The organism is Streptosporangium sp. NPDC002721, from assembly GCF_042888905.1.
Lineage (GTDB): Bacteria > Actinomycetota > Actinomycetes > Streptosporangiales > Streptosporangiaceae > Streptosporangium.
In genome coordinates this window covers 1-26,279 of record NZ_JBIAQI010000049.1, presented here as the reverse complement: position 1 = coordinate 26,279, position 26,279 = coordinate 1, and the positions used below count along the sequence as shown (strand labels likewise).

The 26,279-nt window shown below is 72.1% G+C and carries 24 protein-coding genes; 11 read left to right on the top strand and 13 right to left on the bottom strand.

Annotated elements, in window-relative coordinates; translation table 11 throughout:
* Positions 1 to 21: 21 nt before the first annotated feature.
* Positions 22 to 945, bottom strand: coding sequence for an NmrA family NAD(P)-binding protein (locus tag ACFYWM_RS42065; protein WP_389926646.1), 924 nt, complete (start codon positions 943 to 945; stop codon positions 22 to 24).
* Positions 946 to 1,059: 114 nt separating this feature from the next.
* On the opposite strand from ACFYWM_RS42065, the gene ACFYWM_RS42060 reads away from it, so the two are divergent.
* Positions 1,060 to 1,626 carry a TetR/AcrR family transcriptional regulator gene (locus ACFYWM_RS42060; protein WP_389926643.1) on the top strand — a complete coding sequence of 189 codons (567 nt, stop codon included), beginning with the start codon at positions 1,060 to 1,062 and terminating at the stop codon, positions 1,624 to 1,626.
* 90 nt (positions 1,627 to 1,716) lie between these two features.
* On the opposite strand, the gene ACFYWM_RS42055 is transcribed toward ACFYWM_RS42060, so the two are convergent.
* Positions 1,717 to 2,685 (bottom strand): DUF6183 family protein, encoded by a 969-nt coding sequence (locus ACFYWM_RS42055; RefSeq protein ID WP_389926640.1) that lies wholly within the window; start codon positions 2,683 to 2,685, stop codon positions 1,717 to 1,719.
* A gap of 175 nt (positions 2,686 to 2,860) precedes the next feature.
* Complete coding sequence (locus ACFYWM_RS42050) at positions 2,861 to 3,250, bottom strand: MerR family transcriptional regulator (RefSeq protein WP_389926638.1); 390 nt, start codon at positions 3,248 to 3,250, stop codon at positions 2,861 to 2,863.
* Positions 3,251 to 3,364: 114 nt separating this feature from the next.
* Between ACFYWM_RS42050 and ACFYWM_RS42045 the strand changes: the two genes are divergently transcribed.
* Both ACFYWM_RS42045 and ACFYWM_RS42040 read left to right on the top strand, forming a co-directional pair.
* A complete protein-coding gene (locus ACFYWM_RS42045; RefSeq protein WP_389926635.1) occupies positions 3,365 to 4,093 on the top strand; it encodes an SDR family oxidoreductase in 729 nt (242 codons plus the stop codon).
* 4 nt (positions 4,094 to 4,097) lie between these two features.
* On the top strand, positions 4,098 to 4,352 hold the full coding sequence (locus ACFYWM_RS42040; RefSeq protein WP_389926632.1) for a hypothetical protein: 255 nt from the start codon (positions 4,098 to 4,100) through the stop codon (positions 4,350 to 4,352).
* On the opposite strand, the gene ACFYWM_RS42035 is transcribed toward ACFYWM_RS42040, so the two are convergent.
* Entirely contained in the window at positions 4,353 to 5,045 is a 693-nt protein-coding gene (locus ACFYWM_RS42035; RefSeq protein WP_389926630.1) for a GAP family protein, read from the bottom strand.
* Positions 5,046 to 5,127: 82 nt separating this feature from the next.
* Between ACFYWM_RS42035 and ACFYWM_RS42030 the strand changes: the two genes are divergently transcribed.
* Positions 5,128 to 5,808 carry a TetR/AcrR family transcriptional regulator gene (locus ACFYWM_RS42030; protein ID WP_389926627.1) on the top strand — a complete coding sequence of 227 codons (681 nt, stop codon included), beginning with the start codon at positions 5,128 to 5,130 and terminating at the stop codon, positions 5,806 to 5,808.
* A gap of 39 nt (positions 5,809 to 5,847) precedes the next feature.
* Here ACFYWM_RS42030 and ACFYWM_RS42025 read toward each other — a convergent pair whose 3' ends face one another.
* The 3 genes from ACFYWM_RS42025 to ACFYWM_RS42015 all read right to left on the bottom strand — a co-directional run bounded on the left by ACFYWM_RS42025 (position 5,848) and on the right by ACFYWM_RS42015 (position 9,998).
* The gene (locus tag ACFYWM_RS42025) at positions 5,848 to 7,005 is read right to left on the bottom strand and encodes an ROK family protein (protein ID WP_389926624.1); all 1,158 of its coding nucleotides are present in this window, start codon (positions 7,003 to 7,005) and stop codon (positions 5,848 to 5,850) included.
* 47 nt (positions 7,006 to 7,052) lie between these two features.
* Positions 7,053 to 8,546 carry a glycoside hydrolase family 36 protein gene (locus tag ACFYWM_RS42020; protein ID WP_389926621.1) on the bottom strand — a complete coding sequence of 498 codons (1,494 nt, stop codon included), beginning with the start codon at positions 8,544 to 8,546 and terminating at the stop codon, positions 7,053 to 7,055.
* 84 nt (positions 8,547 to 8,630) lie between these two features.
* The gene (locus ACFYWM_RS42015; RefSeq protein WP_389926618.1) at positions 8,631 to 9,998 is read right to left on the bottom strand and encodes an ABC transporter substrate-binding protein; all 1,368 of its coding nucleotides are present in this window, start codon (positions 9,996 to 9,998) and stop codon (positions 8,631 to 8,633) included.
* Positions 9,999 to 10,145: 147 nt separating this feature from the next.
* Between ACFYWM_RS42015 and ACFYWM_RS42010 the strand changes: the two genes are divergently transcribed.
* From ACFYWM_RS42010 to ACFYWM_RS42000, 3 genes are all read left to right on the top strand, one after another.
* Positions 10,146 to 11,537, top strand: a complete 1,392-nt coding sequence (locus ACFYWM_RS42010) for a DUF4832 domain-containing protein (protein ID WP_389926615.1) — start codon at positions 10,146 to 10,148, stop codon at positions 11,535 to 11,537.
* A gap of 248 nt (positions 11,538 to 11,785) precedes the next feature.
* The gene (locus ACFYWM_RS42005; RefSeq protein ID WP_389926612.1) at positions 11,786 to 14,416 is read left to right on the top strand and encodes a carbohydrate-binding protein; all 2,631 of its coding nucleotides are present in this window, start codon (positions 11,786 to 11,788) and stop codon (positions 14,414 to 14,416) included.
* A 67-nt stretch (positions 14,417 to 14,483) separates the two neighbouring features.
* Entirely contained in the window at positions 14,484 to 15,692 is a 1,209-nt protein-coding gene (locus tag ACFYWM_RS42000; protein WP_389926609.1) for a Gfo/Idh/MocA family protein, read from the top strand.
* A 63-nt stretch (positions 15,693 to 15,755) separates the two neighbouring features.
* Here the strand turns inward: ACFYWM_RS42000 and ACFYWM_RS41995 are convergent, their stop codons facing one another.
* Both ACFYWM_RS41995 and ACFYWM_RS41990 read right to left on the bottom strand, forming a co-directional pair.
* The gene (locus ACFYWM_RS41995; protein ID WP_389926606.1) at positions 15,756 to 16,637 is read right to left on the bottom strand and encodes a carbohydrate ABC transporter permease; all 882 of its coding nucleotides are present in this window, start codon (positions 16,635 to 16,637) and stop codon (positions 15,756 to 15,758) included.
* 11 nt (positions 16,638 to 16,648) lie between these two features.
* Positions 16,649 to 17,599, bottom strand: a complete 951-nt coding sequence (locus ACFYWM_RS41990) for a carbohydrate ABC transporter permease (protein WP_389926603.1) — start codon at positions 17,597 to 17,599, stop codon at positions 16,649 to 16,651.
* 547 nt (positions 17,600 to 18,146) lie between these two features.
* Between ACFYWM_RS41990 and rox the strand changes: the two genes are divergently transcribed.
* Complete coding sequence (gene rox / locus ACFYWM_RS41985; RefSeq protein WP_389926600.1) at positions 18,147 to 19,613, top strand: rifampin monooxygenase; 1,467 nt, start codon at positions 18,147 to 18,149, stop codon at positions 19,611 to 19,613.
* Positions 19,614 to 19,679: 66 nt separating this feature from the next.
* On the opposite strand, the gene ACFYWM_RS41980 is transcribed toward rox, so the two are convergent.
* Both ACFYWM_RS41980 and ACFYWM_RS41975 read right to left on the bottom strand, forming a co-directional pair.
* Positions 19,680 to 20,315 (bottom strand): transcriptional regulator, encoded by a 636-nt coding sequence (locus ACFYWM_RS41980; RefSeq protein WP_389926598.1) that lies wholly within the window; start codon positions 20,313 to 20,315, stop codon positions 19,680 to 19,682.
* Positions 20,312 to 20,707, bottom strand: a complete 396-nt coding sequence (locus tag ACFYWM_RS41975; RefSeq protein ID WP_389926595.1) for a DNA-binding protein — start codon at positions 20,705 to 20,707, stop codon at positions 20,312 to 20,314. The genes ACFYWM_RS41980 and ACFYWM_RS41975 overlap by 4 nt, the downstream gene beginning before the upstream one ends.
* Positions 20,708 to 20,714: 7 nt before the next feature.
* On the opposite strand from ACFYWM_RS41975, the gene ACFYWM_RS41970 reads away from it, so the two are divergent.
* A complete protein-coding gene (locus tag ACFYWM_RS41970) occupies positions 20,715 to 22,046 on the top strand; it encodes a PEP/pyruvate-binding domain-containing protein (protein WP_389926592.1) in 1,332 nt (443 codons plus the stop codon).
* A gap of 75 nt (positions 22,047 to 22,121) precedes the next feature.
* Positions 22,122 to 22,736 carry a histidine phosphatase family protein gene (locus tag ACFYWM_RS41965; protein WP_389926588.1) on the top strand — a complete coding sequence of 205 codons (615 nt, stop codon included), beginning with the start codon at positions 22,122 to 22,124 and terminating at the stop codon, positions 22,734 to 22,736.
* A 128-nt stretch (positions 22,737 to 22,864) separates the two neighbouring features.
* Here ACFYWM_RS41965 and ACFYWM_RS41960 read toward each other — a convergent pair whose 3' ends face one another.
* Positions 22,865 to 24,343, bottom strand: a complete 1,479-nt coding sequence (locus tag ACFYWM_RS41960; protein WP_389926585.1) for an FAD-dependent monooxygenase — start codon at positions 24,341 to 24,343, stop codon at positions 22,865 to 22,867.
* The gene (locus ACFYWM_RS41955; RefSeq protein WP_389926582.1) at positions 24,340 to 24,957 is read right to left on the bottom strand and encodes a PadR family transcriptional regulator; all 618 of its coding nucleotides are present in this window, start codon (positions 24,955 to 24,957) and stop codon (positions 24,340 to 24,342) included. The genes ACFYWM_RS41960 and ACFYWM_RS41955 overlap by 4 nt, the downstream gene beginning before the upstream one ends.
* A 273-nt stretch (positions 24,958 to 25,230) precedes the next feature.
* On the opposite strand from ACFYWM_RS41955, the gene ACFYWM_RS41950 reads away from it, so the two are divergent.
* Positions 25,231 to 25,968 carry a VOC family protein gene (locus ACFYWM_RS41950; protein WP_389926579.1) on the top strand — a complete coding sequence of 246 codons (738 nt, stop codon included), beginning with the start codon at positions 25,231 to 25,233 and terminating at the stop codon, positions 25,966 to 25,968.
* Positions 25,969 to 26,279 lie beyond the last annotated feature (311 nt).

Below are 26,279 nucleotides of genomic sequence, written 5' to 3'. Positions count from 1 at the left end.
CCGGCCACGGGCGAGGCCCTGTCAGGCGGTGGCCCGCATGTGCTCTCGCGCCCACTCCTCGAAGGTGGTGAGCGGGAGGCCGAGGGCCCTCGCGTACTCCGGGCGGGCCGGCTGGCCGGCCACGTTCATCCACTCGTGCGAGGCGCCCATCGGCGGCATCCCCGCGGCGACGGCCTCCTGCTCGGTCATGTCCGGGGCGGACAGGGGCGTGCCCAGCACCCGGGAGAGGACCTCGGCGATCTCCGCCATCGACAGGTGGTCGCTCGCCAGCTCCAGCTCGACCCCGTCGAAGCGCTCCGGCGCGAGGACGGCCGCGGCGGCCGCCGCGCCGATGTCCTCCGTCGCGACGAGGGACAGCCGGGTGCCGGGCTTCAGGACGCTCACCAGGCCGCCCTCGACGCCGCGCGGGAACAGGAACGCCATGGACGGCAGGAAGTTCTCCATGAAGAAGCCCGGCTTCAGAAGCGTCCAGTGGGGGAAGCCCGCCGTGCGGAGCCGGTCCTGGATCGCGCTCTTGGCGCCCATGGTGCGCTCCAGCGAGGTCCAGCGGCCTTCGGCCCAGCCGGGGGTCTCGGTGTGCCCGCCGGCGCCGGTGACGGACGTGTGCACGAACTGCGGCACCCCGGCGGCCCTCGCGCCCTCGATGAGGTTGACGCCCTGGGTCACCTCCCCGTCGTAGTCGAAGCCCTCCGGGGTGATGGCGGGCATCTGCACGGAGAAGACGGCGCGGGCCCCCTCGGCGGCCCGGATCACCGAGTCGCGGTCGTGGAGATCGCCGGTGACGATCTCGACGCCGAGCGCCTCGACGGCCCTGGCCCGGTCGGTGGCCGGGTCGCGCACCAGCGCCCGGACGGGGACGCCCGCCGCGAGCAGGGCGCGGGCGGTCGCCCCGCCCTGCCTGCCGGTGGCGCCGGTGACCAGAACGGGTGCGGAATCTGCGGACATGATGCTCCTCGGGTACTGGCCTCGGATACTGGCCCAGCAAACGGCGGGGCCCGCCGTTTCTTCTGCGGTACGATACGGCGGGGCCCGCCACTTAGCAAACACGGAGGTGACGCCATGCCCGGACCTCAGCGCGCGGACGCCCGGCGTAACCGCGCGCGGATCCTCGCCGTGGCCGAGAGGGAGGTCGCCGCCCACGGCGGCGCGGCCTCCCTGGAACGGATCGCCCGCACCGCGGGGGTCGGCTCGGCGACCGTGCGCCGGCACTTCCCCGGCCGCCGCGCGCTGCTGGAGGCGGTCTCCCACAGCAGGATCGAGGCCCTGTGCGCCCGAGCCCGGGACCTGGCCGGCGAAGGCGACAGCCGCAGCGCGCTCCTGGAGTGGCTGGGCGACGTCGTCGCCTACTCCGTCTCCGCCCGCGGGCTGGCGGAGACGCTGGTCCACGAGGGGGCCGGGCCCGGTTCGGTGTACGAGAACAGCTGCTCGGCGATGATGGAGGAGGCGGGAGACCCCCTGCTGCGCCGTGCCGTGCGGGACGGCGCGGTGGCGGCGGGCGTCACCGTCACCGACCTGATCACGCTGGTCGTCGGCATCGTCCTCGCCACCGAGCACCACCCCGACCCCGCAGCCTCGGCGGACCGGCTGTTCCGGCTGGCCGTGGCGGGACTGGGCCCTCGGAGCTGACGTTCGCGGCGCGCCCGCCGGGGTCGGCGTTCGTCCGTACACGGGGGATCCGCCTGTGCCCGTACGCGGCCGCGGGCCGGTCGCGAGGGGTCAGTCGGTGTCGTGGGAGACCAGCAGCCCGAGCACGTTCCCTTCCGGGCTGAGCGCGCCGATCGCGATCTCCCGGTCCACCCAGTACGGTTCCCACCGGGTGAGCCCGAACGCCAGCCACGTCCATCGGGCGGCGAGCTCGTTGACCCGGTGCAGGGGCGCGTCGGCGGGGGCCCCTGTCAGGCCCGCGATCGACCGCCACGCCTTCACCCTGCCGTACCCACCGCGCGATCCCGCCTGGAAGACGGCGTCGCAGTAGGCCGCGGTGAACAGCTCGCCCACCACGTCGCCCAGGCTTTCCCGACGTCCGTTCAGCGCGCCCACGGTCGTGAGGGCGTCCGGCAGGAACGCGTTCACCCGTGGCGACGCCACCTCCCGGGGGTCGAGAGGCCGGGGAAGTTCGATGACCGCCGCCGGCGAGGGGCTGCTCCAGTGCCGGACGGCGGAGGCGATGAGCAGCTCGTCCCGCCTCGTGCTCACGATCCTGGGCTCGCCCGCCGACGCATTCGCCGGCCGGGTTCCTTCCCGGTTCCGGGAAAGCGGGGGTCGCGGAACGTGGAGCTCGCCGCGGTCCCGCCACGGGAAGTCGGAGGGGCGCACGAGGCGTTCTCCCCTGGAGCGTTTGAGGGGCAGTCCCGCGAGGGGGTGGTCCAGCTCGCGCAGCGCGGCCGCGCAGCGCGCCGCCGCGGGCACCCGGGTCAGGTTGACGCCGCGCACCACCAGCTCCTGCGTCAGGCAGGCGACCAGCTCCGCCCACATGCCGGGCTCGTCCGGGAGGCGTTCCAGCAGCGGCAGCAACCGGTGGACCGGCCGCTTCCCGGCCAGCAGGGCGGCCAGGTCGCGGATCTGCCGGAGCCCGCGGTCACCGGTGTAGCGGTCGCGCACCAGCTCGGCCAGCGACCCGGCGTCGACCGGGACGCCCGACAGGGCCGGATCGTGTGGCTCCCCGCCGCCGGTGTGGCGGCTCACGAAAGCGTCCCCGACGACGGCCCGCCGCCGCCCGCGACGGCCGGGGCACCGGGGGCACCGGGGACGGTGGTCGTTCCTTCTTCTCTTCTTCGCACGCCCCCAGGAGTAGCCGGGCGGGCTTGCGCGCCGGTTGTGAGCCACTGTCGCCGGGTGCTCCGGGCAGGCACCGTGCGGTTCAGGAAGGTGCGGGGCACACCCAGCCGGGGCGGCGGGTGCCCTCGTCCCTGGTCCGGGTCGCCGTGGTGATGAGGCGCTCAAGCCGTTCGCGGGTGTTCGGCAGGCCGCCGATCCGCTCGTCGACGCGGTCCCGCTCGGCAGAGAGCCGGTCGAGCAGCGCGGGGGTCACCTCGCCGGTCTCGACGCACGGCAGCAGTTCCACGATCGTCCTGCTCGGCAGCCCCGCGGCGTACAGCTGCTGGATCAGCCGGACGCGGCCGACCGCCTCGCGCGCGTACCGCCGCTGCCCGCTGGGGCCGCGCACCGGGGCCAGCAACTTGTGTTCCTCGTAGTAACGCAGGGCCCGCACGCTCACGCCCGTCTTGGCGGCCAGTTCGCCGATACGCATGGGCACCTCCCTGTGGCCTCGGTCATAATGCTTGCCTCTGACGTCAACGTGAGGTTTTAGCGTAGCCCTCGACCGACCTGGACAGGAACGACTCAGGCCCATCAGGAGGCAACCATGCAGATCGCCGATTCCGTCGCGCTCGTCACCGGCGCCAACCGCGGCCTCGGCCTGCACTTCGCGCGGCAGCTGCTGCGGCGGGGCGCGGCGAAGGTCTACGCGACCGCGCGTACGCCCGAGCTCGTCGACGTCCCCGGCGCGGAGGTGCTCCGGCTCGACATCACCGACCCGGCGGCGGTCGCCGCCGCCGCGGCCGCCGCGGGCGACGTCACCCTGTTGATCAACAACGCCGGTGTCGCCACCTTCCAGGGCCTGGTCACCGGGGAGCTGGAGAAGATCCGGCTGGAGATGGAGACGCACTACTTCGGCACGCTCAACATGGTCCGGGCGTTCGCCCCCGTGCTGGCCCGCAACGGCGGCGGGGCGATCTTGAATGTCATGTCGCTGCTGTCGTGGATGTCCCACGAGGGGGCGAGTGCCTACAGCGCGGCGAAGGCGGCCGAGTGGGGCCTGACCAACGGCGTCCGCCTGGAACTCGCGCGTCAGGGGACCACGGTCACGGGCCTGCACGTGGGCAGCACCGACACCGACATGCTGGCGGCCTACGACGTGGAGAAGAACGACCCCGCCGACGTCGTGCGCACCGCGCTGGACGGGCTGGAGGCCGGTGCGATCGAGATCCTCGCCGACGAGGACACCGTCCGGGTCAAGGCGGCCCTGTCCGCGGATCCGAGCGTGCTGTACCCGCGGATCGCCTCGAAGGCCGACGCCGGCGGAAGCCGCTGACCGGGTGGTGTACGACGGCCACGAGCACGGCCACGGGCATGGCCACCGGTATGGCCACGAGCCCGGGCACGAGCATGGGCGCGGGCGCCACCATCCCCCCGCCGAGGCATCGGTCACCCCCGAGGCCATCACCGCGCGCCTGAACGGCGCGCGACGGGAGATCGTCACCGCCGAGGAGCACCTGCGCACGCTCACCGGCCGCGAGGGCCGGGCGGTCCCCCCGCACGACGTCGTCGTACGCGCCACCCGGCGCCGGTGATCACACCGTCGGCGCGTCCGGGCAGCCCGGGCTCGCCGTGATGGCGATCTGGTCCGGCGCCGCGTCCAGGAGGATCAGGACCCCCGCTATCGCGACGATCCAGCGCAGCGTCGAGCGGGATCCCGAGGAGAGCGTGGCGCGCCACCGTTCGAACCGGTCGCGCGTCCGCTCCCCCAGGGCGGCCCAGGCGGCGAGGAGCACGAGGCCCGGGAGCACCATGATGGTCACGTACACGCCGAGCAGCGGCGACCACTGGGCGGCGGGCAGGCCGGCCGAGGTCATGACGCCGATCGCGGCGAAGTACGGCACGGCGGTGGCGAACTCGAACAGCCAGGTCCCCAGCCCCAGCAGCAGCATGGCCCGTACGGTGAAGGACCTGGCCTGGACGCGCGCGCGTTCGGGGTCCTTGTCGGGGATGAAGTAGCTGCCCACGAAGAGCGCCACCCCGAGGGCGGCCTGCCCCCAGGCCCACACGGTGTCGTCGACGACCGGCACGACGGCGCCCAGGCCGAGCATGAGCAGGACTCCCAGGGCGAAGTAGGCGATCGCGACCGAGCCGAGATACACCCCCAGCAGCACGCCCACGCGGCGCGGCCCGGCCAGCAGCAGGTAGAGGGTCACCCCGATCACGGTGGGGCTCAGGGTGTCGAGCAGGGCCAGTCCGAGCACCGCCCCGATGGTCTGGATCGACAAACCTGTCCCCCTCCAGGAGTCGGCGAACCGTAATAATACGCCCGTGTCAGTTAAAGTAACACACCCGTGTTAGCATGGGAACGTGCCTCGACTTGTTGATCATGACCAGCGACGGGCCGAGCTGGGCGAGGCCGCCATCCGGGTGATCCTGCGCGAGGGTCTCGCCGGTGTGACCGTCCGCGGGGTCGCCGCCGAGGCCGGCTGGTCCACCGGCTCCCTGCGGCACTATTTCGGCAACCAGTACGAGCTGCAGGCCTACGTCGTCCAGGCCACCACCGACACCCTCCGCCGGCGGGTCGTCCCGCGCGTCCAGCGGCTCCGCGCCCAGGGGTCGCCGATCGAGCGGATCGCCACGATCGTGGAGGAGATGCTCCCGCTCGACGACGAGCGGCGCGAGGAGTACGCGCTGTGGTCGGCGATCGTGGAATGGGAACGCCATCACCCTCCCGCGGGAGGCTCGGTGACGTGGAACGACCAGCGGGCGCTGCACCGCCAGTGCGTCGCCGCCCTGTACGGATACGAGTCGGCCCGCGAGCCCGAGCGGGCCAGGCTCCCGCACCCCGACGAGCAGGTCGAGTTCTGGGCGGCGCTCCTGCACACGTTCGTCGACGGGCTCGCCGCCCAGATCGTGAACACCCCCGGCGAGATGTCCGCCGACACCGCGGCGCGGCTGCTGCGTTCACTGCTGCGGGCCGTGCTTCGCGCACGGCAGGACCGGCACGCGCACCGGCCGGAAGCGGAGAGCGCGGCGCGGGCCGACTAGGAGACCGTCGCGAGCCGTCGCGGGCCGCCGACGGGGCTCTCAGGCGTGCAGGGTGAGGGGGGCGGGCATCCCGTCGGTGAACAGGCGCGCGTCGACCTGGTCCAGGGCGACGCGCAGGGCGCCGAGGGCGACGCTGTCGGCGCCGAGGTCGGAGGCCCTGATCTCCGGGACGCGCAGGCACAGGCGGCCCAGCTCCTGCTCCAGGGGGTCGATGAGCAGGTCGGCCGAACGGGAGTAGCCGCCGCCCAGGATGACGACCTGCGGGTCGAGGGTGAGCACGAGGGCCGCGGCCCCGACGGCCAGGTCCTTGACGTAGCGGCGCAGCGCGGTCCTGGCGTCGCGGTCGCCCTCGCGGGCGCGTTCGAAGACCCAGGCGGCCTTGTCGTTCGGGTGGATGTCTCCGGGCACCCCGGGACAGTTCTCGAGGCGGGAGGGAGCCGACAGCCAGCGGAGCGTCTTGAGCGCGCCGATCTCGCCGGCCGCTCCCCCGTAGCCACGCCGCAGGGTGCCGTCGATGATGAGGCCCGCGCCGATTCGCATGCCCGCCAGCAGGTAGACGATGTCGTCGGCGTCCTGGGCGGCGCCCTGCCAGCGTTCGGCGACGGCGGCGAGCTTGCAGTCGTTCTCGACGAGGATCGGGCAGGTGAACCGGGCGGCGAGGTGCTCGGAGGGCGAGACGCTCGCCCAGCCGGGCAGCGGGGTGAACAGCGTGGTGCGGCCGGTCGCGTCGACGGGGCCGGTCACCCCGACCGTCACCGCCCAGATCTGGTCGGGCCGCATCCCGGCGGCCGCCAGGCACTGGGAGATGGCGGTGTCGACGGCCTCCAGGCGGGCGGCCGGGTCGGCGTCGGGCTCGACCGGCAGCCGGTGGCTGCGCAGCACCCGTCCTTCGAGGTCGGCGAGCAGGACGAGTATCTTGTGGCCGCCGACGTCGACGCCGAGCACGTGCCCGGCGTCGGCGTTGAAGTGGTAGCGGCGGGCCGGGCGGCCGACGCTGCTGCCGTCGGGCTCGACGATCTTCACCCACCCGTCGGTGACGAGCCCGCGGACCACGACGTCGGTGCCCGGCCGGGACAGGCCCGTGCGGGCGGCGAGCTCGGTGACCGTGGCGGGCGGCTGCCCCCGCATCGCCCTGACGATGCTGAGCGAGTTGAGTTCGCGGAGCTTGCTGACGTCGGCTCCGGCCGCCTCGGGCACCACTACCCCCTAATTATGCTTTGTTAAAGCGAAATTCTAGCGGCCCGTCACGAGATCGGATACTGCTGTCCCGGGTTCAGCGCGGCGGTGAAGTCGACGACTCGACCGTCGATGGCGAAACGGTACCGGCCTTCCTGGACGATCTCGGGCCGTTCGGCGAGATAGGCGGCCATCTGGTCGAGCTCGTCCGGGCTGAGCCAGGACGGCGGGTCGGAGACGGCCTTGAACCCGCAGATCGCGGCCAGGTCGCGCAGCCAGCCCATCTGGGTCTCGGTGAGCAGGTTGAGGCGGCTGCGGAAGTAGACGATGTCGGGGTCGACCTCCAGGAGGGGCGACTGCCACAGCCGGTGCAGCGTGTTGACGACGGCGTTGTAGGCCATCGCGTCCGAGGGGTCGTCGGTGGCGTAGTTGGTCCACAGCGGGGCGACGTCGGGGCCGCTGCGCATCCCGTCGACGAGCCCGAGCGAGGGCAGCAGGAGGCCTCCGCTGCCCAGCAGGTAGACCTCCGGCCCCGCGACGCGCCTGATCAGGGCGAGCGCGTCCCGGTAGGCCTGCTCGCGGGGCGCCCCGGAGTGGCGGACGCCGGGAACGGCGCCGGCGTTGATGAAATCGATCTTGAGGTAGGTGAAGCCCCACTCGTGGACCACGCGGTGGATCATCCGCGTGAGGTGTTCCCGGACGCCGGGGTGGGTGAGGTCCAGCGCCCAGTAACCGGTGCCCCAGTTGTGGCCCGCGACGACCGGCTCCCCGCCGGCGTCGCGCAGCAGGAACTCGGGGTGCTCGCGTGCCGTGTCCGAGGTGGGCAGCACGATGAAGGGCGCGAGCCACAGGCCGGGGCTCATCCCGGCGGCGGTGATCCGCTCGGCCAGGGCCCGCATGCCCGAGGGGAACTTCTCGTTGGGCTCCCAGTCCCCGACGGCCCGCTCCCAGCCGTCGTCGATCTGGGCGACGTCGAAGCGCAGGCCGGCCAGGCTCGCGATGTCCTTGTTCAGCACCTGCTCGGTGATGCCCTCGTAGTAGGCGTACCACGTGCACCACACGTTGCCGGCGCGCCGGTCGCCGCTGCCCAGCCGCTCGGCCAGCTGCTCGGCGTAGCGGGCGAAGACCTCCCGCTCGGGACCGTAGGCGAGGAACCAGGGGGCCCCGTCCTCCTCGCACCAGCCGGCGAGGGTGTCGTGGTCGGCGGTCAGGCGGGGGGTGCCCAGCCCGAGGGAGCCCAGCAGCAGCACCTGGCCGTCGGCGCCCTGCACCGCGGCCACGGCCGAGGAGTGGTGGCGGGCCGGGTCGTCCCAGACGGTGTCGTCGGCGGTCAGGCGGCGTACGGGATTGGCGATCCGCAGCGGCGGCTCGCTGAGGCGCCGCCACCCGCACGGGCTCCAGGAGTTCTGGCCGTGGCGGTAGAACAGGGCGTCGCCCAGACCGTGCAGGATCGCGACCCGGCCTGGCGGCAGGACCAGACCGCCGCCGACGGGCTCGGGGGGTTCGGAACCGGTGAGTTCGACCGCGAGGGTACGGCCGGCCAGGTCGACGAGCAGGGGCATGGTTCTCCTTCGAGCAGCGGTGCGGTGGCCGTTCGGCGGGACGCTCAGGGTGGATCCCGCCGAACGGGGCAGAGAGGGGGACGGTCAGCCGAACAGGGCGTTGACCTGCTGGTTGGCCTTCGTCAGCGCCTCGGCGGGTTCGGACTGGCCGAGGATGACCGACTGCAGGGCGTCCTGCACGATCTGGCTGACCTCGGTGCCGTGTTCGGTGATCGGCAGCAGGAACGTGCCGCCGGGGGTCTTGGTGTAGTCGACGTAGACCTGCACGTCACGACCCTTGGCCTTGTGGGCGGCGAGGGCCTTCTCGGTCGAGGTCTTGATCGCGGGGAACACCGCGGCGTTGCCGCCGACCACGTCCTGGCAGTCGGCCGACCCGAGGTACTTCACCCACTTCCACGCGGCGTCCTTGTTCTCGGTGCCCGCCCAGATCGCGTCCGACAGGCCGTTGATGGCGCTCTTGCGGGTGCCGACCGGGCCGACGGGCAGGGGGGCGAGCGCGAACTTCTGCTTGGCGTCGTCGCCGAGGTAGGTGTTGATGGTCCAGGACCCCGCGATCGTCAGCGCGGCCTTGCCCGCGTTCATCACCGCGTCGATGCCGAGCGTGGACTGCTTGTCGAAGCGGGGGGCGTACCCCTTGTCGGTCAGCGCCTTGTACCAGCCGATGGTCTCGATCAGCTTGGGGTCGTCGTACCTGAACTTGGTGCCCCAGGGGTTCTTGTCCAGGTAGGTGAAGCCGTTGGCGGCGGCCAGCTCGCCCCAGCCGTTCTGGCCCTGGGAGCCGTCGTTCCACTCGGGCTGGTATCCGTAGACCGCGACGTTGTCCTTGTCGAAGGCCGGGTCCAGGCCGTTGCGGCCCTTGTCGTCGACGGTGAGCTTGGCGATGACCTGCTCGAAGCTGCCGCCGTCGGCGGGGTTCCAGGTGAGGTCGGCCAGGTCGGCGGCCTTGACCCCGGCCTTGTCGAGCATCTCGCCGTTGTAGACGATCGCCTCGGTGTCCCAGTCCTTGGGCAGCCCGTACCGCTTGCCGTCCTTGGTCCAGAGGTCGGCCAGCCCCTCCTGGTACTGGCCCAGGTCGACCTTGTCGGCGTCGACGTAGGGCTGGATGTCGAGGATCTGCTGGCTGGAGACGAACTGCGGGTAGTACGAGACCTGGTTGGTCCACACGTCCGGGGCCTCGCCGGCGGCCAGCTGCGTGGTCAGGTTCTGCCAGTACTGCGCCCAGGCCGTCTGAGTGATCTTGACGGTGATGTTCGGGTTAGCGGCGTGGAAGGCGTCGGCGCAGGCCTGGTAGGAGGCCTGCTGCTTGTCGTCCCACAGCCAGTAGTCGAGCGTGACCTGGCCTTTCGCCGCCTCGCCGGTCTCGCCGGTCCCGGAGCCTCCGCACGCGGTGAGCGCGGTGGCCGCCAGCAGCCCGCTCAGCAGGGCCGCGCCGGCCCGCTTCCTGTTGATCATCGAGGTGCCTCTTCCTGGGGGGTGGGGCCGAGGGTCGGAAAAAGTTCCCTCTTGCCTTGTTCGCTCTCTCGAATAATGATGTGGCTCATCGAAAATTTGTCAAGGCTAGCTCATAAATGCCTCGGCAAACGTCATGTGGAGGCTTCGATGGTCCACCCCCCGATCAACCGGTTCGCCCGAATCGCGCTGGTCACCGTACTGGCCGCGACCGCGGCGGCGCTGCCCGCCCCGGGCTCGGCCGCGGCCACGCGGCCGGACTGGCGGCCCCTGGCGGCGGCGGAGGCTCCGGACGCCAACCCGCTGCAGGGCTTCATCCCCTACGCGGGCGACTACTCGACGTTCCCGCACTCGATGGAGTGGTTCTACCTGCCGCTGAACGCGGTGATGACCGGTCCCCGCCGGTTCGACTGGCGGGCCCTGGAGGAGCAGCTGGACGCGATCGCCGCCCGCGGCCACCAGGCGGCGTTCCGCTTCTATCTCGACTATCCGGGCAAGCCCAGCGGCGTCCCGAAGTTCCTGCTCGACCAGGGCCTGCTGACCCGCCCCTACGACGACTTCGGCAACAACGGCCAGAGCGTCTCACCCGACTACGACGACCCGGACCTGGCCGCCGCGCTCGACCGGTTCATCGCCGCGCTCGGCCGCCGCTACGACGGCGACCCCCGGGTGGGGTTCGTCCAGCTCGGCCTGCTGGGCTTCTGGGGCGAGTGGCACACCTGGCCGCACAACGGCGACCCCGGCACGGAGAACTGGTTCGCCTCCCAGGCCGGGCAGGTCAGGGTCCTGAACGCCTTCGACGCGGCCTTCGACGAGACCAGGCTCATGGTCCGCTATCCCGGCGCCGACAACAGGGCGCTGGACATGGGCTATCACGACGACTCCTTCGCCTACTCCACCCTGCCGGGGCCCGGCTGGCACTTCATGGACCTGATGGCGCAGGCTGGGACCACCGACAAGTGGAAGACCTCCACCGTCGCCGGCGAGCTGCGGCCCGAGCTGCAGGGCTGCATCTTCAACACGCCGATGGACTGCGCCGGCGACGGGGACAAGGACTTCGCCGGAAGCGTCGCCCAGACCCACGCCACCTGGCTGCTCAACCACCACGCCTTCAGCCCCGGCTACACCGGCGCCGCCTACGACAAGGCCCTGGCCGGCGCGAAGTCGCTGGGCTACCGGCTGCGGGCCACCGCGGTGCGGACCGGCCAGCGGCGCCACGGCCTCGACCTCTCCGTCCGGATCCAGAACGACGGCGTCGCCCCGTTCGCCTACGACTGGCCCGTGCAGGTGGCCGCGGTCGGCCGCGACGGCCGGATCGCGAGGACCTGGACGACGTCGTGGAAACTGACCGCCCTCATGCCCGGCGTGCCGGCCGAGCTCGACGCCGCCCTGCCCGCCGGGGGCCTGCGGAAGGGCGACTACACCCTGGTGCTGCGGGCCGCCAACCCGCTGCGCGGCGGCCTGCCGCTGCGCTTCGCCAACGCCGGCCAGGACACCACCGTCCCCGGCTGGCTAACCCTCGGCCGGACCCGGATCTCCTAGCCCGGACCGGTTCACCCTCGACCGGACCTGAATCCCTTGCCTTGGGCCGGTTCATCCTCGGCCGGCCCCGGATCCCCTGCCCCGGACCGGTTCACCCTCGGCCCGACCCGGATCCCCTGACCCGGGCCGGCTCACCCGTCAGGGAGCTCCATCCACCTCACACCCGGCCGGACCCGGATCCCCTGACCCCGGGCCGGCCACCCATCGGGGAACTCCATTCACCCCCCTTCACCGGAGGTCACCACCCCATGCACCCCCTCCTGGCGCGGTCCTTACGCGCCGCCCTCGCCCTCGCCGTCGGGGCGCTGCTCACCCTGTCCCCGGCGGCGCCCGCGGCGGCGGCCCCGCAGGGTCCGCCGCCCAGGCCGGCACCCCCCGCCGCCCCCGACCCGTCCCTGCCCGTCCACCCGCTCGCCCCGGCCGACGGCCCGGTGGACAACCCGCTGAAGGGCTTCGCCCGCTTCTACAGCCCCGGCGGCAACCAGAACCTGGGCTACCCCCACTCCCTGACCTGGACCTACTTCGGGCTGTCGGAGGTGATGACCAACGCCGCCAACTGCGGCTCCTACGACTGGTCGCTGGTCGACAGCGCCCTCAACGAGAGCGCCTCCTACGGCAACCAGGTCGCGATGCGCTTCTACATGGAGTATCCCGGCGGCAGCGGCACCCACCCGGCCAACGCCATCCCGCGCTGCTTCGACGGCCATGTCGACTACCGGACCAACGCCTACTGGGGCACCACCAGCCCCGACTACGACAACGCCTACCTGATCACCGCCCTGAAGAACTTCATCGCCGCCTTCGGCGCCCGCTACGACGGCGACCCCCGCGTCGGCTTCATCCACACCGGCCTCGTCGGCCTGTGGGGCGAGTGGCACACCTGGCCCTACGACACCGACACCGGCGGCGACAGCTATCCCGACTACATGCCGACCGACGCCAACGGCACGCAGATCCTGCAGGCCTTCGACAACGCGTTCAACACGACCAAGCTGGAGGTCCGCTACCCGGGCGCCGGCGGGGCCGGGGCCAAGAACCTGCGCATCGGCTACCACGACGACTCTTTCTGCTACCGCGAGGGAAGTCCCCTGGCCGGGGTGACCCTGCCCCAGTCGCTGGGCGGCGCGAGCTACTCCCAGCTCCAGCGGGCGATCGACCAGGGCGTGGAGAACAAGTGGATCACCGAGTCGATGGGCGGTGAGGTCCGGCCAGAGATCCAGTCCCAGGCCTTCTCCTTCTGGCCCGGCGGCTCCGGCCAGGTCGACGACATGAAGGCCTGCATCGAGCTGGAACACGCCACCTGGAAGATGAACGAGCAGAGCTCCGGCTACAGCGCCTCCGATCCCAAGGTCGCGGCCGCGGTACGGCTCATGGGCTACAACCTCGGCGTCACCAACGCCTACTACCCCGGCTCCGCGACCGGCACCGCGAAGGTCGGCGTCCAGATCAGCAACGACGGCGTGGCCCCGTTCTACTACCCCTGGACGGTGACGCTGGGCCTGAAGAACGGCTCGGGAAGCGTCGTCAAGACCTGGGACACCCCCTGGGACCTGCGTACGGTGATGCCCCGCAAGATCAGGGCCTTCCCCGACTGGAACGTGGGCGCGGACCCCACCTACCTCGACTACGGCTACCCCCAGTACTTCGCGACCACCGTCAACCTCTCCGGCGTCGCCGGCGGCGCCTACCAGCTCGTCATGCGGGTGAAGAACCCGCTGGAGGCCGTCAGCGCCAACGCCAAGAAGCTGCGCTTCGCCAACGCCACCCAGAACGCCGACGGCTGGCTCGGGCTCGGCGCCATGACCGTCGGATCGGGCGGCGACCAGGTCGCGCCGAGCGTGCCGACCGGGCTGGCCTCGCCCTCCTCCACCACCACCTCGGCCACCCTCACCTGGAACGCCTCGACCGACAACGTCGCCGTCACCTCCTACCAGGTGCTGCGTAACGGCTCCCCGGTGGCCACGACCGCCGCCACCACCCACACCGACACGGGCCTGACGCCCGCCACCGCCTACACCTACACGGTCAGGGCCCTCGACGCCGCGGGCAACTCCTCGGCCGCCTCCGCACCCCTCACCGTCACCACGAAGTCGACCTCCACCCCGCCGCCCGGCACGGTGGAGGCGGAGAGTTCGGCCAACACCCTGACCGGCGGCGCGGCGATCGGGTCGTGCCCGGCCTGCTCGGGCGGCGCCAAGGTCGGCTACGTCGGCAACGGCGCCACCCTCACCTTCAACAACGTCGTCGCGAGCGCCGCCGGAACGCACACGCTGACGATCTCCTACCTCTCTGCGGAGGCCCGCACCGCGACGGTCAGGGTCAACAACGGGACCGCGACCACCGTCGACTTCCCGGCCACCGCCGACTGGAACACCGTCGGCGTACGCACCCTCACCGTCACCCTCGCCGCCGGGAACAACACGATCACCATCGCCAACCCCGGCGGCTGGGCCCCCGACATCGACAGGATCGGCGTCACGTCCACCTCCACCCCGCCCTCCGGTACGGTCGAGGCGGAGAGTTCGGCCAACACCCTGACCGGCGGCGCGGCGATCGGGTCGTGCCCGGCCTGCTCGGGCGGCGCCAAGGTCGGCTACGTCGGCAACGGCGCCACCCTCACCTTCAACAACGTCGGCGCGAGCGCCGCCGGGTCCCGCACGCTGACGATCTCCTACCTGTCGGCGGAGGCCCGCACCGCGACGGTCAGGGTCAACAACGGGACCGCGACCACCGTCAGCTTCCCGGCCACCGCCGACTGGAACACCGTCGGCGTACGCACCCTCACCATCTCCCTCGCCGCCGGGAACAACACGATCACCATCGCCAACCCCGGCGGCTGGGCCCCCGACATCGACAAGATCAACATTGCGGCGGGCTGAGAACCCGTAGACGCCCCCGGACCGGTCACCGGTCCGGGGGTTCCCGCGTTCCCGAGGAAGGAAGACCATGACCGACCCGTACGACCTGCGCCTGGGCGTGATCGGCGCCGGACAGCGCGGCATCCTCGCCGCGGCCGCCCACCGGCCCGGCCGGGGCTCCCGCGTCACCGCGCTGTGCGACACCGACCCCGCGACGCTGGCGCACAGCGCGCGGCGGTTCGGCGTGGAGGACGCCGCCCTCCACGCCGACCACCGCGCCCTGCTGGCCCGCGGCGACGTGGACGCCGTCCTCGTCGCCACGCCCGACGACACCCACGCCGCGATCGCCGTCGACGCCCTGACCGCGGGCAAGGCCGTCTATCTCGAAAAACCCCTCGCCATCACCGTCGACGACTGCGACGAGGTGCTGCGCGTGGCGGCCAGGACCGGCACGCGCCTGTACCTCGGGCACAACATGCGGCACATGGGGGTGATCCGGCTGATGCGCGACATCATCGCCCGCGGCGACATCGGCGCCCCCAAGACCGTCTGGGTACGGCACTTCGTCGGCCGCGGCGGCGACTACTACTTCAAGGACTGGCACGCCGACCGGCGGCGTACCACCGGCCTGCTCATCCAGAAGGCCGCGCACGACATCGACGTGATCCACTGGCTCGCCGGCGGCTACACCGAGCGCGTCAACGCCCTGGGCGACCTCATGGTCTACGGCGGGCTGCCCCGCCGCGCGGAGGGCACCCCGCCGGCCGAGGGCTGGCTCACCGAGTGGCCCTGGCCGCCGACGGCCTCGACCGGCCTGCACCACCACATCGACGTCGAGGACGTGTCCGTCATGAACATGCGCCTGGACAACGGCGTCATCGCCGCCTACCAGCAGTGCCACTTCAGCCCCGACTACTGGCGCAACTACACGGTCATCGGCACCCACGGCCGCCTGGAGAACTTCGGGGACGAGGAGGGCGCCGTCGTCAAGGTGTGGAACCGGGGCCCCTCCTCCTACCGGGAGGACTGCGACGCCGCCTACACCGTCCCCCCGGCCGAGGGCGGGCACGGCGGGGCCGACGAGGCGATCGTCGAGGAGTTCCTGCGCTTCGCCCGGCACGGCGGCCCGACCGACACCTCACCGGTGTCGGCCCGGATGAGCGTCGCGGCCGGCTACCTGGCCACCCTCTCGCTGCGCGAGGGCGGCGTCCCCCACACCGTCCCGCCCCTGGAGCCCGAGCTCCTGGACTACTTCGCCCGCCACCAGGACCCCGGCCCGCGGGTACGAGGACGATGAGCCGGCCGCCGCGGACGCGGCGGCCGGCCCGTCCGGCCCGTCGCGGGTGCCGTCAGAGGGCCGTCACTTCATGCCGGAGAAGTTCATCGACTGCACCAGCCGCCTGCCGAGGAGGATGAGCAACAGGAGCACCGGGACGATGGACAGGACCGATCCGGCCATGAGCCCGGTCCAGTCCGGTGCCGTGTTCGGGGACTGCTGGAGGAACACGCCCAGGCCGACGGTGAGGACCCTGGTGCTCTCCCCCTTGCCCACCAGCAACGGCCACAGGTAGTCCTTCCAGCTCCACACGATGGTGGTCAGCCCGATGGTGATCAGCGGGCCCCGGCTCATCGGAAGCACGATCTTCCAGAACATCCCCCACCGGCCGATGCCCTCCAGCCTCGCGGCCTCCTCCACGTCCCCGGGGATGGACAGGAAGAACTGGCGCAGGAAGAACACCGCGAACGGCGTCATCAGCAGGCTGGGCAGGACCAGGCCGGGGATGGTGTTCAGGATCCCCAGCTGCTTGACCAGGACGAAGTTCGGCAGCAGCGTGAAGATCGGCGGCACCATCAGCGCGGCGACGATGATCCCGAACACCAGGTCCCTGCCCGGGAAGCGCAGCCGGGCGAAGGCGTAGCCCGCCATCGCGCAGCAGAAGGTCTGCACGACGGCGATCAGCCCGCTGTAGATCAGCGAGTTCACCGTGTACAGCAGGAAGTCGATCCGCGCGCCCGACCCGCCCGCGGCCCTGGCCTCCTCGGGGCCGACCAGCCCCAGGATCCGGGCAAAATTGATCATTGTGGGGTTCTCGGGCCACAGCGCGGTCGAGTCGCGGTAGAGGTCGGCCGCGGGGGTGAGGGCCGTACGGACCATCCAGTAGAAGGGGAAGACGGTGAGAACGAGCGCGGCGACGAGGACGAACCAGGTGAGGCCTCTGCCGATCTTCAATCCGGAGAACATCCGATGGCTCCTTAGCCCAGGTCCGAGCGCGAGGCGCGCAGCATCCGCATCTGCACGGCGGTCAGCACGCCGAGGATGAGCACCAGGACCATCGCCACCGCGGCGGCGTATCCCATGTGGAAGTAGGTGAAGGCCTGCTGGTAGATGTAGTAGTAGATGACGCGGGTCTCCGGGATGGGCGCCTTGCCGCCGTAGACGACCGCGACCGTGTCGAAGATCTGGAACGAGCCGATCAGCGACACCACCAGCACCAGTGCCAGGATCGGCCGCAGGAGCGGCAGGGTGATCGACCGGAACATCCGCACCTCGCCCGCGCCGTCGATCGCCGCTCCCTCGTACAGGTGCTGGGGTATCTGCAGCATCCCGGCGTAGAGCAGCAGCGCGGTGTAGCCGGTGTAGGCCCAGCTGTTGACCAGCGCCACCAGGGGCATCGCCCAGGTCGGTGAGTTGAACGACAGCGTCGTGTCGAGCCCGATCAGGCCGATGAGGTGGTTGACGAACCCGAGGTCGGGATCCAGTATCCACGCCCACAGCAGGCCGATCGTCACGTTCGGCACCAGCCAGGGGACCAGCAGCGCCGCGCGCAGCACGACCGACCGGGTCAGCCGGTGCATCAGCGCCGCCAGCCCCAGCGCGACCACCGTCTGCGAGACGATGTTCACGACCACGTAGTAGCCGGTGGCCTTCAGCGCGTTCCAGAACTGCTCGTCGCCGACCAGCTGCCGGTAGTTGTCGGCGCCCACGTACGACGGGTCGTTGAGCAGGCTGTAGTCCGTGAACGAGTACCACACGCCGCGAACCGTCGGGTAGGCGTAGAAGACGACGAAACCGACGATCACCGGCAGCAGGAACAGCCAGCCGACCAGCCGGTCGTCCCGCTGTCCCCGCCGGCCGCCTCCACGGCCGAGAGTCCCCGGATGCCGGTCGGCCCCGGCATCGAGTCGTGTCCCAACCGCGTGCATGCGCGCTCCTTATCGAGAGCCACTCACCGGCCTTCCAGGGCCGGCCATCGGTTAATAATGATGTGGGCTAGCGATAATTTGTCAAGAGCTAATCATATATAGCCGCCGGGCCGGGACACGGGACGGCGGAGCGCGGAGGCGGGATCAGGCGGAATCAGGCGGGACGGTCCCCGCGGCGGCCGTCCTGACCGGCCCGGCCATCACCGGCACGGGCGTCTCGCCGCTTGGACCCGCCCGGCCGGCGGTGGTGATGGCGGCGGGCCGCGAACGACGACCGAACGACGGCTGCCGGGCAGCGTCCGCCGCGCCCAACGCTCTCACACCGGCCTCGGCGGGCGGGCGGCGACATCGCCTTTTACGGGGGGCCTGTCCGTTCTTTACGGGGGGCCTGTCCGTTCACAGCGGACGACAAAAAGAAAAAGCAAGGAGATTTCGCACCCCTTGCCACTCTCAACATATAGCGCACCGGGGGGCTTGCGGCAAGACCCGGGTCGTGCTGCAGAATCGTCGGCCGGCCGAGAAGCAGTCCTGTCGAACGGGGGATTTCATGATCGACGTGATCGTCGCCGGTGGCGGGCCGACCGGCCTGATGCTCGCCGCCGAGCTGCGGCTGCACGGCGTGCGCACGCTCATACTGGAGAAGGAGGCCGAACCGCCCGCGCACGTCCGCTCGCTCGGCCTGCACGTGCGCAGCATCGAGGTGATGGACCAGCGCGGCCTGCTGGAACGGTTCCTCGCGCACGGCAGGCGCCACCCGCTCGGCGGCTTCTTCGCGGGCATCGTCAAGCCCTCGCCCGGTGGGCTGGACACCACGCATCCCTACATCCTCGGCATCCCGCAGCCCACCACCGACCGCCTGCTGGCCGAGCGCGCCACCGAGCTCGGCGCCGAGATCCGGCGCGGCCACGAGCTGGTGGGACTGAGCCAGGACGAGCACGGGGTGAGCGTCGAACTGGCCGGCGGCACGCGGCTGCGCTCGCGCTACCTCGTCGGCTGCGACGGCGGCCGCAGCACGGTACGCGGGCTGCTCGGCGTCGGCTTCCCCGGCGAGCCCTCCAGGAACGACACCCTGCTGGGCGAGATGGAGGTGACCGCGCCCCCGGAGACGGTGGCCGCCGTGGTGGCCGAGGTCCGCAGGACCCACCTGAGGTTCGGCGTCGGCCCCTTCGGGGAGGGCGTGTACCGCGTCGTCGTGCCCGCCGAGGGAGTGGCCGAGGACCGCTCGGTCCCGCCGACCCTGGAGGAGGTCAGGCGGCAGCTGCGGGCCTTCGCCGGCACCGACTTCGGCGTGCACTCGCCGCGATGGCTGTCGCGCTTCGGCGACGCCACCCGCCTGGCCGAGCGCTACCGGACCGGCCGGGTGCTGCTGGCCGGCGACGCGGCGCACGTCCACCCGCCGATGGGCGGCCAAGGGCTCAACCTCGGCATCCAGGACGCGTTCAACCTCGGCTGGAAGCTCGCCGCCGAGGTGAACGGCTGGGCCCCGGAGGGACTGCTGGACAGCTACCACGCCGAACGGCACCCGGTGGCCGCCGACGTACTCGACAACACCCGCGCGCAGGCCCAGCTGATGTCCACCGAACCGGGCCCTCAGGCGGTACGCCGCCTGCTGGCCGAGCTGATGGACTTCGAGGAGGTGAACCGCCACCTGATCGAGAAGATCGTCGCGATCGGGGTCCGCTACGACCTCGGCGAGGGGCACGACCTGCTCGGCCGCCGGATGCGGGACGTGGCGCTGAGGCACGGCCGCCTCTACGAGCTGACGCGCGGCGGCCGCGGGCTGCTGCTCGACCGGACAGGGCGGCTGTCGGTGGCGGGCTGGGCGGATCGGGTCGACCACGTCGTCGACGCCGGCGGGGAACCGGACGTGCCCGCGGTGCTGCTGCGGCCGGACGGCCACGTGGCGTGGGTGGGTGACGACCAGCGGGACCTGCTCGACCGGCTGCCCAGGTGGTTCGGCGCCGCCCTCCCGGCGACAGCCGAGCCTCCGGCCGGAGAGTTCCCGAGCCCGTAACCGGCCCATGAGGGGATCGGATCGCCGTCCGGTCCCCTCCGGGCGCCGGGGACCCGGAACACGAGGTCAGGGCTCGGTGTGCCGGTCGACGCCGAGCGTGGCGATGAGGTCCTCGTGCAGCTCGAACCAGACACGATGGCAGGAGTCGACGTCGGTGCGGTCGACCCAGGCGCCCTCCCCGGCCCGGGCGCGTGCCAGAGCCGTGGCGAACCGCGCGTCGTACCCGCGAAACCGCGTCAGGACGCTCCCGAGCCGGTCGGCCAGGGGCGAGAGCGCGCCGCCGACACCGGCGAGCTCGTGGAGAATCCTGGCGTCCCAGGCGGGATCGGAGTGGTCGTTGACGGCGAGCCGATCACCGGCGACGGGCCGGAGCTGCCAGTCGGTGCAGGCCCGCAGCAGCAGGGCGTTCAGCGGCAGGAACTCGCGGTAGACCTCGCGGACCTCGTCGGCGCCGCCGACGCCCGCGAGCTCGGCCGCCAGCCGGCGCTCGTCCTCGGCCCGGCCCGCCTCGGTCAGCGACCACCCCCCGGTGCCGGCGAAGGCGGTGTGCTCGACCCACCCGAACGCCTGGGCGTCGCGCAGCGTCTCCTCGGTCTCGGCCGCGTCGAGCCCGTACCGGCGAGCGATCACCGGGGTGTCGGCGAACCCGGTGACGCGCACGGCGTGCAGGACCAGGAGCTCGGGCGAGGAGTCGCGCGTCACGAGCCGGCCTCCTGCCGCGCCGTCAGGCGGGTGTAGTGCTGCTGGCACGCCTGCGGGGAGTTGAATCCCATCACCTGCGCCATCTGCGTCCAGGTCAGTCCCGCGCTCCGGGCCGTGAACAGCAGGGCGGACTCCAGTCCCTCGACCTCGGCGCGCGCGGCGGGCAGGAGGGCGAGCGCGCTCAGGATGTCCTCCGGCCCCAGCTCGGCGCAGCGCCAGACGGCGAACTGCGCGAGGTCGACCGCCGACGGCGGGACGGGCGGGGGACGCCACGGGCGGGCGTCGAGCGCGTCCGCGCCCAGGCCCAGAAGACGCTCACGCGCGTCCCGCTCACGGCGGGCCTGGGCGTGGTCGGCGTGCATGGCGTGACCGATGTCCTGCTTGCGTTGCATGCGACTCATGATTCACAATCACCGGAGCATCGTCAACATTTTGTTGAAAGGCCAGGGCTGGATGATCGTCCCCCTCACCGAGGCCACCGCCGACACCTGCGGGGGCAAGGCCGGCACGCTGGGCACGCTCCTTCGCGCGGGCCTGCCGGTCCCCGGCGGCTTCGTCGTCCCCTTCGCCGCCTACCTCGACGCCGTCCACGACCTGGACCTCGCGCGGCTCACCGGTGACGCGGACGATCCCGGCGCGGCCCGGCGGGCGATCGAGGCCCGCCCGGTCGATGCCACCGTGACCGCCGCGCTGGGACGCGCTCTCGACGAGCTCGGCGATCCCCCCGTGGCGGTGAGATCATCGGCGGCGAACGAGGACACCGCCCGGGCCTCCGCGGCCGGCCGGTACGACAGCTTCCTGGCCGTGCACGGAATCGGCGAGGTCACCGACGCCGTACGCGCCTGCTGGGCCTCGCTGTTCTCACCACGCGCCGCCGGCCACCACGACGCCCCCGGCCACGACGGCGACCTCGCGATGGCCGTCATCGTCCAGCGCCACCTCGACGCCGAGGCCTCCGGGGTCATGTTCACCCCCGCCACCCCCGACGGCACGACCGAGATCGAGGCGTCCTGGGGCCTGGGCCCCAGCGTCGTCGGCGGCACGGTCACCCCCGACACCTACCGCGTCACCGCGGCCGGGCCGCTCACACGCACCCTCGCCGACAAACGCGTCCGCCTCGACCGGCACGGCACCCGGCTCGCCGTTCGCGACGTGCCCGCCCACGCCCGGAACCGGCCCGCGATCGACGACGCGACCGTCACGCGACTCGCCGAACTGGGCGGGCGGATCGCCGCCGTCCTCGGCGGACCGCAGGACGTCGAGTGGGCGGTCGCCGGCGGCCGCGCCTGGATCCTGCAGGCACGACCGGTCACCGCCCCGCTCCCACCCCCGCCGTCCTCCGGCACCGCGACCACCCCCACCGCCGCCACGCTCACCGGAACGCCGGGCAACCGCGGGACCGTGACCGGCACACTCACCGGAACGCCGGGCAGCCGCGGGACCGTGACCGGCACCGCGAGAATCGTCCGCGGTCCCGGCGACTTCGCGCGCGTGCGCCCCGGCGACATCCTGGTCTGTCCCTTCACCGACCCCGCCTGGACGCCGCTGCTGCGCATCGCCGCCGGCGTCGTCACCGAGATCGGAGGCGTGCTCTCCCACGCCGCGATCGTCGCACGCGAGCACGCCATCCCCGCCGTCCTCGGCGTCCCGGACGCGACGAACACGCTCCACGACGGCACCGTCATCACCGTCGACGGCACCGCCGGCACCGTCACGCCGGCGAACGCCTGACCACCCGCCACCCGCCCCCACGAACCGGAAGGAGACGGGAGGCGGGTCCGCACGGACACCGCCCCCCGGCCACCCATGACGATGCGACGCCTCTACCTGGCACGCCACGGCGCGGCCGACGCGTTCGGAGAGCTCACCGACACCGGCCGCCGGCAGGCGGGCCTGCTGGGCGAACGGCTCGCCGGCCTGCCGGTCGACGCCGTGTGGCACTCCCCGCTCCCGCGCGCCGCGGCGAGCGCGCGCGAACTCTCCCGGCACCTGCCCGGCGTGCCCGTCGCCGAGGCCGCCGAGCTCGTCGACCACGTGCCCTACGTGCCCGGCCCGGCCGAGACGTTCCCCTCGTGGGCCGGCTTCTTCGACGGCTACGACGAGACCGAGGCGGCTTCCGGCCGGAAACTCGCCGAAGCCCTGGTCGCCCGGTTCGCGCAGCCCCCCGGTACGACCGCGGAGGACACCGGGACCGACACGCACGAGGTCCTGGTGACGCACGCCTACCAGATCGCCTGGCTGCTGCGGCACGCGCTGGACGCGCCGCCGTCCCGCTGGCTCGGGCTGAACAGCGCCAACACCGCCCTGACGGTCATCGACTACCGCAACGCCCTGCCGCCCACGATCGTGATGTTCAACGACATGAGCCACCTCCCGGCCGACCTGCGCTGGACCGGGTTCCCCGGCGGCACGAAACCATGAGGCGACTCCCACGACCGTGAGACGACTCCCACGACCGTGAGACGACCCCTACGACTGTGAGACGACCCCTATGACTGTGAGACGGCGCCCACGACCGTGAGGCGGCTCTCGCGCAGGACGCCGATCGCCTACCCGCCCACCGCGTCCGCGCTGCGCGCCCGTGCCCCGAACCAGGTGGCCAGCGCGGCGGAGAGGGTGGCGACGGGCTGCGGATCGGCCTCGTCGGACACCCAGACGGCGTGCCCGTCGGGACGGATCAGCACCCCTTCGAGGCCGGGCCGCTCGGGACAGCGGGCGCGCCAGGTCTCCACCCCGCCGCCCGAGACCGGCGGCAGAACACGATCGCCCAGCTGGAGCAGGAGCGGGCGGGCGGGCCGCAGCAACTCGGCGACGCCAGTGTGCCGCTCCCCCACGACCAGCTTGAGGTCCGGCACGAGACCACCCAGCCACGGATGGTCACCGGGAACCTTCGGGTCGTACCTCGTACTCACCCCGGTCACCATCTCGGCGAGATACTTGCCGACCGCCGGCAGCTCGGTGAGCTCGCCGAACAGGTCCCGTACCGCGTCAACACCGGGATCGCGCCGCCCGAGGGCCGCCTGCGCGCGGGTGGTCCGCAACACGCGCGCCCCCACCTCGTGCCGCTCCCGGTGATAGCTGTCCAGGAGACCGTCCGGAGCGTGCCCCAGCGCGGTGGCGGCCAGCTTCCAGCCGAGATTGACCGCGTCCGCCAACGCCACGTTCACCCCCACCGCCCCCGCCGGAGGATGGATGTGCGCCGCGTCCCCGGCCAGCACCACCCGCCCCGCGACATAGCGATCCGCCTGCCGGGCCGCGTCGGAGAACCGCGTGAGCCAGCGCGGCTCGCGAAGCCGCACCGGACGGCCGAGCTCCTCGTCCAGCAGCCGCTGGAAGTAGGCCGGCGACACCGGCTCGGCCCGGTCGGCGGGCGGCGACGGCTCCTCGAGCACGATGCGCACGTAACCGGGCCGCGGGATCACGAACACCGCCCCGCGCTCCCCCTCGGTCACACCGAACGGCAGATCGGAGGGGTCGGCCAACTCCACATCCGCCAGCAGGCCGAACGCGGTGGCCGGCGTGCCGGGGAAACCGATCCCCGCGAGCTTGCGGACCAGGCTGCGGCTGCCGTCGCAGCCCACGAGGTAGTCGACCCGGTGGCGCCGGCGCTCACCACCGGCCTGGACGGTCACCTCGACCCCGTCGCCGTCCTGGTCGAGGCCGACGACCTCCTGCCCCCAGCGCACCGTCACCCCCAGCTCGGCCAGCCACCCCTCGAGAAGCTCCTCCACCCGCGTCTGCGCGATACCGAGCACGTACGGGTGACCGGTGTCCATCACCGACAGGTCCAGCGGCCTGCGCGGATCGGCGAACATGCCGTACGGCACCGTCGGCCCCTCGGCCAGGAAACGGCCGGCGACGCCGCGCCGCTCCAGCAGTTCCAGGCTGCGGGCGTTGAGGGTGAACCCCCGGCAGTACGGCGAGCGTCGCGGCAGCCGGTCCACCACCGTCACCTCGACCCCGGCGAGCGCGAGCTCCGCCGCCAGCGTCAGACCGGCCGGCCCCGCACCGGCCACCATGATCGTCATCGAACCTCCGCCTCTCCGTCTCCCGTTTCCTCTCCGGCGCGAACCCAGCCGGTCACGAGCTCGGGCCAGGTCAACCGGCCCGCCTCGACGTCACCGACGATCTCCTCGATCCAGGCCAGCTCGGCCTCCTGCATCCGCACCGCGTACTCCGCCTCCACCACGAACAGGCGCGGCACCCCGTCGACCTCCAGCGCCTCGCGATACCCCCGCCGGATCTCCTCCAGCGACGCGCGCACCCGCCCGGCCCGCGCCCGCAACGCCGCCACCGCCCCCTCCGGCCCGAGCGCGCCCAGATAGCTGACCGCCGACAGGAACTTCGGATACTCCTCGGCCGGGACGCGGATCAGCTCGTCCACCCAGCGCACGAACTCCCCGCGCCCCAGCGCGGTGTGCTGGTAAACGGTCCGCTCCGGCCGGGCACCGACCCGGACCGTCTCACGCGACTCGATCCACCCGGCCCGATCCAGCGCCCGGACCACGTCATAAAGGGAGCCGGTCGTCACCTTGAACGCCCGGTCCAGGCCACGCTCCCGCAGGGCCGCGGCCATGGCGTGCGGATGCATGGGGGCCTCCATCAACAGGCCCAGCACCGCCAGCCCCAACGAATTCGACACCGCACGACGAACACCAGGACTCAATTACTCGCCTCCTATCACTCGGATCCGATTATTTAGATGCCGACCACGCCTGTCAAGCGCCGCGACACCGGCGACAGGCCCGGCGGAGGCGTACCCACAGGTCAAAGACCCCCGCCGCATCACCTGCCCGCGCTTCACCCTCGGCGGCCCGCCTCTGCGGCGACGGCGAAATTCGTTCGCCCACCCCACCGGGAGCCCGTTAATGTCGCGCGGACAAGGAACGTCCCCCTACCGGACTGGAGACGCGGGATGACCTCTCAGCTCTTCGCCCTCTGCTTCGACGCGAACGACCCCCACCGCCCCGCACGCTTCTGGGCCGGAGTCCTGGGCTGGGAGACGGCCGACGACCCCCACGGGGGCATCACGCTCCTGCCGAACGACGACACCGGGTTCCGGATCCGATGCCTCCCCACTGAGGAGAGGAAAACCGGCCCCAACCCGATGCACTTCGACCTGACGAGCGCATCCCTCGAGGAGCAGCGGCGAACGGTGGCCAGAGCACTCGAACTCGGCGCGCGGCACATCGACGTCGGCCAGCTCCCGGAGGAGGAGCACGTGGTGCTCGCCGACCCCGAGGGCAACGAGTTCTGCGTCATCGAACCCGGCAACGACTTCCTCGCCGACTGCGGATTCATCGGAGCGCTCGCGTGCGACGGCTCGCAGGAGGTCGGATACTTCTGGAGCGAGGCGCTGGGCTGGCCACTGGTCTGGGACCAGGACCAGGAGACCGCGATCCGCTCACCGCACGGCGGCCCGAAGATCACCTGGGGCGGCCCGCCCGTGGCACCGAAGAACGGGAGGAACAGGCTGCACTTCGACCTCGCCCCGCCCGCGGACGACGACCAGCAGGCGGAGGTCGACCGCCTCGTCTCCCTCGGCGCGACCCGGATCGACACCGGCCGGCACGGAGCCGGTCAGGTGGCGATGGCCGACCCCGACGGCAACGAGTTCCTCGTGCTGCCCCCTCGGCAGGTGCGGCCGGAGTGACCGGAGAGGGGTCCGCGGGTTCCCCGCCACGGTCAACGCTCCACGAGACCGGCCGGTACCACCGCGCCCCCGGCTCCCTCGCCCGTTGAGGTCAGGTTTCGGGGGGTTTGTTGATTTTGAAACTACCGGATGCCTTTACGGTGTAGATTTCTAGAAAAGACCGTCCCGATCGGCCTGGCCGGTCTGTCACGATAGGGCGCGTGTCCGAACTTCGATCCGGTCCCCGCGACGTGCGGACCGACGACGAGAGCCCGCTCCCCCCTGACTCCTGGGGGCGTACGGCCTCGGCGGGCGGTGCCCTGCCGTGGGGG